The 8,286-nt window shown below is 61.0% G+C and carries 7 protein-coding genes and 1 tRNA gene; 6 read left to right on the top strand and 2 right to left on the bottom strand.

The genetic code is table 11. The features are described 5' to 3' along the window. Nucleotides 1-10 precede the first annotated feature (10 nt). A tRNA-Gly gene (locus AACZ55_RS14560) sits at nucleotides 11-85 on the bottom strand. A gap of 218 nt (nucleotides 86-303) precedes the next feature. On the opposite strand from AACZ55_RS14560, the gene AACZ55_RS14555 reads away from it, so the two are divergent. The 3 genes from AACZ55_RS14555 (at nucleotide 304) to AACZ55_RS14545 (ending at nucleotide 2,236) form a co-directional block, all read left to right on the top strand. Then, entirely contained in the window at nucleotides 304-1,239 is a 936-nt protein-coding gene (locus AACZ55_RS14555; protein ID WP_339647261.1) for a co-chaperone YbbN, read from the top strand. A gap of 83 nt (nucleotides 1,240-1,322) precedes the next feature. Then, nucleotides 1,323-1,982, top strand: a complete 660-nt coding sequence (locus AACZ55_RS14550; RefSeq protein WP_339647259.1) for an LON peptidase substrate-binding domain-containing protein — start codon at nucleotides 1,323-1,325, stop codon at nucleotides 1,980-1,982. After that, complete coding sequence (locus tag AACZ55_RS14545) at nucleotides 1,979-2,236, top strand: Trm112 family protein (RefSeq protein WP_338608420.1); 258 nt, start codon at nucleotides 1,979-1,981, stop codon at nucleotides 2,234-2,236. The genes AACZ55_RS14550 and AACZ55_RS14545 overlap by 4 nt, the downstream gene beginning before the upstream one ends. 9 nt (nucleotides 2,237-2,245) lie before the next feature. On the opposite strand, the gene AACZ55_RS14540 is transcribed toward AACZ55_RS14545, so the two are convergent. Beyond that, nucleotides 2,246-3,469 carry an FAD-dependent monooxygenase gene (locus AACZ55_RS14540; protein WP_339647256.1) on the bottom strand — a complete coding sequence of 408 codons (1,224 nt, stop codon included), beginning with the start codon at nucleotides 3,467-3,469 and terminating at the stop codon, nucleotides 2,246-2,248. 293 nt (nucleotides 3,470-3,762) lie between these two features. Between AACZ55_RS14540 and AACZ55_RS14535 the strand changes: the two genes are divergently transcribed. From AACZ55_RS14535 to AACZ55_RS14525, 3 genes are all read left to right on the top strand, one after another. Beyond that, nucleotides 3,763-4,101, top strand: coding sequence for a P-II family nitrogen regulator (locus AACZ55_RS14535; protein WP_338608418.1), 339 nt, complete (start codon nucleotides 3,763-3,765; stop codon nucleotides 4,099-4,101). Between the two features lie 32 nt (nucleotides 4,102-4,133). Beyond that, a complete protein-coding gene (locus AACZ55_RS14530) occupies nucleotides 4,134-5,507 on the top strand; it encodes an ammonium transporter (RefSeq protein ID WP_338608417.1) in 1,374 nt (457 codons plus the stop codon). A gap of 233 nt (nucleotides 5,508-5,740) precedes the next feature. Continuing rightward, nucleotides 5,741-8,286 (top strand): DNA translocase FtsK (locus AACZ55_RS14525; protein WP_339647252.1); only part of this gene is annotated, 2,546 nt, incomplete at its 3' end.

The following is an 8,286-nucleotide window of genomic DNA, read 5'->3' as shown; positions in this document are numbered from 1 at the left end:
TTGGAATTTTTGGAGCGGGCGATGAGATTCGAACTCACGACCCTAACCTTGGCAAGGTTATGCTCTACCCCTGAGCTACGCCCGCACTCCAATCCCGGCCCGCCTCTTGGCGGCACCGCGATGGGCGCCTATATGCCCAACCGAAATGACAATTGCAACCCATATTTTTGCCCTTTACCGCAACGGCGATGACGCGACACAAGACCAGCGATCGCTTTGGGCTTTTGCACCAGCGCCCACCTTGGTGTAAGGCTCGTCGCAAATATCGGCACGCAACCGAAGGGCCAGAAAAGGCAACACCCGATGGACCTCAATCTCAACGCACCACAGGCTCAGACCCACGAAGGGCTGATCATCGAATCCTCGACGGCACGCTTTCAGGCCGACGTGCTTGAGGCGTCCATGCAGCGCCCGGTCCTCGTCGATTTCTGGGCGCCCTGGTGCGGCCCCTGCAAGCAGCTGACCCCCGCATTGGAGAAAGTGGTCACATCTCTCGGCGGCAAGGTCGCGCTCGTCAAGATCAATGTCGACGAAAACCAGGCCCTTGCCGGACAGATGGGCGTACAGTCGATCCCTGCGGTCTTTGGCTTTGTCGGCGGTCGCCCGGCCGATGGTTTTATGGGTGCGCTACCGGAAAGCGAAGTCGCCCGCTTTGCTCAAAAGCTCCTCGACATGGCGGCCAAGGCCGGTATCGGAGGCCCGTCGCAAGAAGAAAGCCAGATCGCAGCCGCCATGGAAGCGGCCCAGGCGGCACTCGAGGCCGAAGATTTCGAGCGCGCCTACCAGATTTTTGCTACCGTATTGCGCCACGCTCCCGACAATCTCGATGCGCTGGTCGGTGTGGCTACCGTTCTGTTCCGGACCGGCGATCGCGACGGCGCTCGCGAAACGCTATCGATGCTGCCCGAGGACAAGAGCCACGCCGGCGCCGACGCGCTGGAAAAGGCCATGTCGCTTGAGCAGGAGGCCGAAAAGCTCGGCGATGCCACCCAGCTCGAAGCAGCGCTTGCGGCCGACCCCGATGACCATCAGGCCCGTTTCGACGTGGCGATGATTCGCAACGCCAAGGGCGACAGGCTTGCCGCTGTGCAGTCGTTGATCGCCATCATGGAGCGCGATCGCGAATGGCAAGACGATGGCGCGCGCAAGAAACTGCTCGAATTTTTCGAAGCCTGGGGGCCTAAGGATCCTGCGACGCTCAAGGGGCGTCGCATGTTGTCCGCGCTCCTGTTTCGCTAGGGCGAAACGCGCAACAAGATTGGACCTGGCCATCTTCGTTAGATCCGGAATGGCTTTAGGACACAAGCAAGAGAGGATATGCCATGCGCCGCCCGGCCTCTATATCGGAACTGCCGGACATGCTCGCGCTCTTTCCCTTGAGCCGCGCCCTGCTCCTGCCCGGCTCGCACCGACCGCTCAACGTTTTCGAACCACGCTTCGTCGCGATGGTCGATGATGCGTTGGCGGGAAACCGCATGATCGGCCTGATTCAGCCGCGCGATAGCGCCGAGGAAGCCCCGCGCGGGCCGGTGCCGCTGGAAAAAGTCGGCTGCATCGGTCGCATCACCCATTTTGAGGAACAGGCCGAGGGCCGCTATTTCATAATTCTCGAAGGTGTTTGCCGCTTCGCGCCGATCGAGGAATTGACCACTGCGACGCCGTATCGGCAGGCCCGGATCGACACGTCCCAATTTTCCGCAGACTTTACCCCCGAGCTGGGCGAAGACGCCGTGGACCGCCCGCGCCTGCTTAAAGTGTTGCGGGCGCATGCCGAATTTTCCGACATCGAGGTCGACTGGGATGAAATCGAGGACATGGCGACCGGCGAACTGGTCGATCTTGCTGCCATGCTCGGCCCCTATGGTGCACCCGAAAAGCAGGCCCTGCTCGAAGCGCGCACCCTTGTCGAACGCGCGGAAACCCTGATGGCCCTGGCGGAAATCGAAATGGCGCGGGCCCGGTCGGGTGTCGTCTTGCAATGACATCCGACGACGCGCCGTCACCGGAGGGCAATCCACGCTACAGGGTCGATCCCCGCACTATCGAAATGCTGGTTTGTCCGGTCACCAAGACACGTTTGACCCTCTCTGCAGACGGAACGGAGCTGATCTCGATTGTCGCCCGCTACGCCTTTCCCATCCGCAAAGGTGTCCCATTGCTCGTGATCGATGCCGCGCGGCGCATCGATGAAGAAGAAGCTGAAGCGCTGCGCACCCGTCCCGGTCCCGACAACTAGGTTCGAGACCTAGAGCGCGATGCCCTTGAGCAGCTTGGCGCCAGACGCACCTGCCGCCTGGGTCATGAAGCCATCCTTGAGCGGATCGATACGATCGACAAGCGAAAGGCCGAAATCACGCACAGCCCTGACAGGCGCAACATCGTTGGAAAAAAGACGGTTGAGCCCATCCGTCGCCAGCGCCATAAGCGCGGTATCGGTGCGCCGTCGGCCCTCATAGCGCTCGAGCACCGCCATCGATCCCGGATCTTGGCCCAGCCTGATGGCATCGACCAGAACCTCGGCGAGAACCGCAACATCGCGCAATCCCAGATTGAGCCCCTGCCCCGCGAGGGGATGGATCACGTGAGCCGCATCGCCCACCAGTGCCAGCCGTGGGGCAGCGAGCCGATGAGCAAGAACCAGGTTCAGGGGAAAGCTTTGAACGGTTTCCACGATTTCGACCGGTCCGAGAACAGAGCCCATGGCCGATTCGATGCGATGCGCCAGATCACCGGGCGACATGGCCATAAGATCCTGCGCGGCCTCGGGTTTTTCAGTCCATACCAATGACGACCGGTTGCCCGCCAAAGGCAGCGAAGCAAAGGGGCCGGCGGGCCGGAAATGCTCATAGGCAACATCATGATGCGGCTGGGCATGACTGATCGTCGTTACCAGCCCCGACTGACGATAGTCATGGGAAAGCGTCCTGATTCCAGCCAGGCCGCGCAGCATCGACCTGCCGCCATCGGCGGCCACGATCAACCCTGCCGAGAGGCTTCGCCCATCGTCGAGGGTAACCAGGCCATGCGCTGGCCCGGCACTGAAAGCGGAAACAGCACCTGGCTCGACAATGGTCACGAGGTCCTGAGCCGCTGCGATGAGGCTGGCGGCACTGGCTGTATTGGGCACCATGTGCGCAAAGGGTTCACTCGGGGCCCCTGGGCCGACAAAATCGAGAAGCACGGGGCGGCTGATATCGGCACGCCCCGAATCGGTGATTTTCATTTCCGCGATCGGATTGGCCGCTTGAGCCATACCATCCCAGACCCCGATAGCCGTGAACAGATGCCGCACGCCTGCCGCGATCGCCGAAGCCCGCGAATCCCTGGGCACCGTGAGGGCGCGCCGGTCAAGCAGGCCCACATTTATGCCGGGAACAAATCGCGCCAATGCGATGCCCAGCGAAAGGCCAACAGGCCCACCGCCGACAATCAGAACGTCGAACGATTGTACCTGATTGCTGCCTGCCATGATGCATGCTCCCGATCGTTTGGTCCGAGCATGCGTCTGCAGTTCCCATGACGCAAGGAAACGATTGCCGCACCGCTATCGGCATCCGTGCATTTAAATTCACCATTCGTTAAAAGATCGAACCAAACTTGCCTATTTTTTAGGCATGCCGAATTGTGTCAGGAATTTGACGCCATCATCGGCCACGGAAAAATGCCTTATTAATCAAATGCTTAATCAGAAAAAAAGCAGGTTGGCACGGCTCTTGAGTCCATGTGTCCCGTGTCAGGTGCGGAATTCGGAAAGGAGCACCCATGAAACTGCTAATAGCCATTATTAAGCCATCGCGGCTCGAGGAGGTCCGTCAGGCCCTCAATTCGCTCGATGTGCACGGCATGACCGTAACAGAGGTCAAGGGGTATGGACGTCAGAAGGGTCACTCCGAGATCTACCGCGGTACTGAATACGCCGTTCACTTCCTCCCCAAGCTCAAGGTTGAGATCGCCGTTGACGCCGCTCAGATCGACGCGGTTGCCAGCGCCATCAAGGACTCCGCGCAGACGGGTCGTATCGGCGACGGCAAGATTTTCATTCTCGATCTCGAACAGGCCATCCGCATCCGTACCGGTGAAACCGGAACGGAAGCCCTCTGAGAGCCTGGCGTCCAACTAGGAGAAGGACAATCATGAATTTCAAGACAAGCAAATTGCTGGGTGCGGCGGCGCTAGCCTCCCTGCTCATTGCACTGCCCGCACTGGGGCAGGACGCCGCGGCGGCCGAGGAAGTGGTCGAAACCGTGTCCGAGGGTGTCTCGGCCGATGTTGTGTTTATTCTCAATTCGTTCCTGATGATCTTCGGCGGCGTGCTGGTGATGTGGATGGCTGCCGGCTTTGCCATGCTCGAAGCCGGTCTGGTGCGCACCAAGAACGTATCGATGCAGCTTTTGAAGAACATTTCGCTCTTTGCGATCGCTGCGATCTTTTACTACCTCATCGGCTATAACCTGATGTATCCGCTCGGCAACTGGACCATCGGCTCCGATGATACCGGCGGATATCTGGGTGCCTTCGGTATTGGTATTCTCGAAGCTGTCGGTGTCACGGCCGATGGTGCAGACGATTTCGGGTATGCCGCGACCAGCTCGGACTTCTTCTTCCAGGTCATGTTCTGCGCGACCACAGCCTCGATCGTATCGGGCACGCTGGCTGAACGGATCAAGATCCTGCCGTTCCTGATCTTCACCGTCGTCCTGACGGGTCTGATCTACCCGATCCAGGCTTCCTGGAAGTGGGGCGGCGGCTTCCTCGATGCGATGGGCTTTCTCGATTTTGCCGGCTCGACCGTCGTTCACTCGGTCGGCGGCTGGGCTGCCCTGGCCGGCGCCATCCTGCTTGGTGCCCGCATCGGCAAGTACAACCCCGACGGCACCGTAAATGCGATGCCCGGGTCGTCCATGCCTCTGGCCACGCTCGGCACCTTCATCCTCTGGATGGGCTGGTTCGGGTTTAACGGCGCATCCCAGCTGGCGATGGGCTCGGTCGGCGACGTGGCCGACGTGGGCCGGATCATGGCAAACACCAATGCCGGTGCTGCCGGCGGCGCGATTGCCGCTCTGATCCTCACCGCAATCATCTACAAGAAGGTCGATCTGACCTTCGTGCTCAACGGGGCTCTTGCCGGCCTGGTTTCGGTTACCGCCGAGCCTCTGACCCCAGGCCTGGGCACTGCCTCGCTGATCGGTGCAGTCGGCGGCGTCATCGTCGTCTTCGCGGTCCCGCTCCTCGACAGGCTCAAGATCGACGACGTCGTCGGCGCCATTCCGGTCCATTTGCTGGCCGGCATCTGGGGTACCATCGCGGTCATCTTCACCAACTCCGATGCGAACCTTGGCGTTCAGCTTCTCTCGATCATCGTGGTGGGCATCTTCACCTTCGTGGCCAGCTTCGTCGTGTGGCTGATCCTCAAGGCCACCATGGGCCTGCGGCCCACGGAAGATGACGAAGTTCTGGGGCTCGACAAGGCCGAAGTCGGCGTCGAAGCCTATCCCGAATTCCGGTAATCGAACCTCAAGGTCCGGGCGCAGGCCTGGGCCTTGCCCGCTGAAGACGGCATGCAGCCCATATCCCTCTTGACCCCACATCATAGAGGCCTTCCCACTCGCAAATGATATGGGCTGCATCCCCTCTTCAGCGCCTGCTGGCCCCGCCCGTCCCGGCGAGGCCTTGTTTTGGTGTCAAATTACCTCAATGCGCTAATCCAAGGTTAACCATGCACGACTAGGGTTGTCGCCAAATGGTATTGCGTAAACCGACCGGCCGCTCGATGACCCTGCATCCTTCTCCGCATCTGGACGACAGCCACCGCTCAACCCCGGTGCTTTCGATCACCATCCCCGTGCGAATCATCGGTATCGTGGTCGCGCTGGTCTGTGCACTGGCGCTCGTGGCCCTCGCGTCCTGGTCGGTCGATGACCCGTCCTTTTCCTATGCCACCGACAAACCTGTCGAAAACTGGCTGGGCTTTGCCGGCGCGGCGATCGCCGATATCGGCTTTCAGCTTCTGGGGCTTGGCGCGCCGCTGTTGCTTTTGCCGCCGCTGCTGTGGTCCTGGTCGATGATCCGTCGCATCGTTCCCTCTTATCTCGGACTGCGCCTGACGGGCTGGTTGCTGGGCACGGTGCTGGCAACGGGCATGTTTGCCTGCTTTCCTTCGCCGGAAAGCTGGCCCCTGCCGCTTGGTCTGGGCGGGTTTGTGGGCACCGGATTCACCAATCTGTTCATCACCCTGGCCGGCGATGCGCCGCAGGGCTGGGGCGCCATTCTTTATGCGGTCCTGCTTGGCATTCCCGCGCTTGGTCTGGTCTGGCTTTCTGCGCGGTCGCGACCCGCATTCGAGAGCGATTTGCCGGTTCCGGCCAAGACCACTGCGCGCCGGAAGAAAGCCGCCGAGCCCGAGCCTGAAATTGACGACACACCCGATTCCAACGGGCTTTTCGATATTGCGATCGGCTTTCTCGCCCATACCCTCTATGGTGCCCGGGCCGCGATAAAGCGGGTTTTCCGCCGCAAGCCATCCGACCAGATGCCGGCCCGCAACTGGCAAACCAATGATTTCGAACCCCAGCTCGACAAATCCATCCCATTTGATCGGCAACAATCAGATCCTGAACCCCAGTCCCCTCGCGATTGGGACGAAAGCGCCTACGACGATTATGAGGACGCATACGCGCCCGAAGCATCTCCTCGACGCGAGGCTGACGACATTGCCCGCATGATCGTCGAGCAACCTTCGGGGGGACGCGCCCGCGTGGCGGCGCCGGCTCCCCGTCCCGCCCCCTCCCCGCGCCAGATACGCGAGGCCCAGGCGTCATTTCTGCCAACCGACGGGTTCGAACTGCCGCCGCTCGAACTGCTCGCTGCTCCCAGCTCGACGCAGGTCCTGCCGGAGCACAATCCTGAAGCGCTCGAAGCCAACGCCAAGCGCCTCGAAGGCGTTCTGGAAGATTTTGGCGTCAAGGGCGATATCATCAATGTGCGTCCTGGCCCGGTTGTCACGCTCTACGAACTCGAACCTGCGCCGGGCATCAAATCGAGCCGCGTCATCTCGCTGGCCGACGACATTGCGCGCTCAATGAGCGCCATTTCGGCCCGTGTGGCCGTGGTGCCGGGCCGCAACGCCATCGGCATCGAATTGCCCAACAAGACGCGCGAAACCGTATTCCTGCGCGAACTGCTCGCCTCCAACGATTTCGACAAGGCCAAGGCCAAGCTTCCCATCTGCCTGGGAAAGACCATCGGGGGCGAACCCATCATCGTCGATCTGGCGCGCATGCCCCATCTGCTCATTGCCGGCACGACCGGCTCGGGCAAATCGGTCGGGATCAACACGATGATCCTCTCCCTGCTCTACAAGATGAGCCCGGAACAGTGCCGGCTCATCATGATCGATCCCAAAATGCTCGAGCTCTCGGTCTATGACGGCATTCCACACCTTTTGACCCCAGTCGTCACCGACCCCGCCAAGGCGGTCGTCGCGCTGAAATGGGCCGTCCGCGAGATGGAGGACCGCTACAAGAAGATGAGCAAGATCGGTGTGCGCAACATCGATGGGTTCAACGCCCGCGTTGCCGAATCGGCCGCCAAGGGGGAAGTGCTCACGCGCACCGTTCAGACCGGGTTTGATCGTGAAACCGGCGAAGCGATCTTTGAGAGCGAACAATTCGATCTCGAACCGCTCCCCTTCATCGTGGTCATTGTCGATGAAATGGCCGACCTGATGATGGTGGCGGGAAAGGACATCGAAGGCACGATCCAGCGGCTGGCCCAGATGGCGCGCGCCGCCGGCATCCACATCATCATGGCGACCCAACGCCCCTCGGTCGACGTGATCACCGGCACCATCAAGGCCAACTTCCCCACGCGCGTCTCGTTCCAGGTGACCTCCAAGATCGATTCGCGCACCATCCTGGGCGAGCAGGGGGCCGAGCAGCTGCTTGGCAATGGCGACATGCTCTACATGGCCGGTGGCGGGCGCATAAAGCGACTCCATGGCGCCTTCGTGGCCGACAACGAAGTCGAGGACATCGTCGCCCATCTCAAGAGCCAGGGTACGCCCGAATATCTCGAATCGATAACCGCCGAAGACGATGACGGCCAGGGCAGCATCGACGAAGACGGCGGCTTCGGCGGATCGGGCGACGAGCTTTACGACAAGGCCGTCAATATCGTGCTCTCCGACAAGAAGGCATCGACCTCCTACATTCAGCGCCGGCTTTCGGTGGGCTACAACAAGGCCGCGACACTGATCGAACGCATGGAGCACGAAGGCATCATTTCCCC

The organism is uncultured Pelagibacterium sp. (assembly GCF_963972885.1).
Lineage (GTDB): Bacteria > Pseudomonadota > Alphaproteobacteria > Rhizobiales > Devosiaceae > Pelagibacterium > Pelagibacterium nitratireducens.
This window is presented reverse-complemented; position numbering and strand designations above follow the sequence as displayed.

What these genes read in the sequence shown, in the direction of transcription:
- AACZ55_RS14540 (WP_339647256.1), bottom strand. Translation starts at nt 3,469, where the DNA reads ATGGCAGGCAGCAATCAGGTACAATCGTTCGACGTTCTGATTGTCGGC.
- AACZ55_RS14550 (WP_339647259.1), top strand. Translation starts at nt 1,323, where the DNA reads ATGCGCCGCCCGGCCTCTATATCGGAACTGCCGGACATGCTCGCGCTC.
- AACZ55_RS14530 (WP_338608417.1), top strand. Translation starts at nt 4,134, where the DNA reads ATGAATTTCAAGACAAGCAAATTGCTGGGTGCGGCGGCGCTAGCCTCC.
- AACZ55_RS14535 (WP_338608418.1), top strand. Translation starts at nt 3,763, where the DNA reads ATGAAACTGCTAATAGCCATTATTAAGCCATCGCGGCTCGAGGAGGTC.
- AACZ55_RS14545 (WP_338608420.1), top strand. Translation starts at nt 1,979, where the DNA reads ATGACATCCGACGACGCGCCGTCACCGGAGGGCAATCCACGCTACAGG.
- AACZ55_RS14555 (WP_339647261.1), top strand. Translation starts at nt 304, where the DNA reads ATGGACCTCAATCTCAACGCACCACAGGCTCAGACCCACGAAGGGCTG.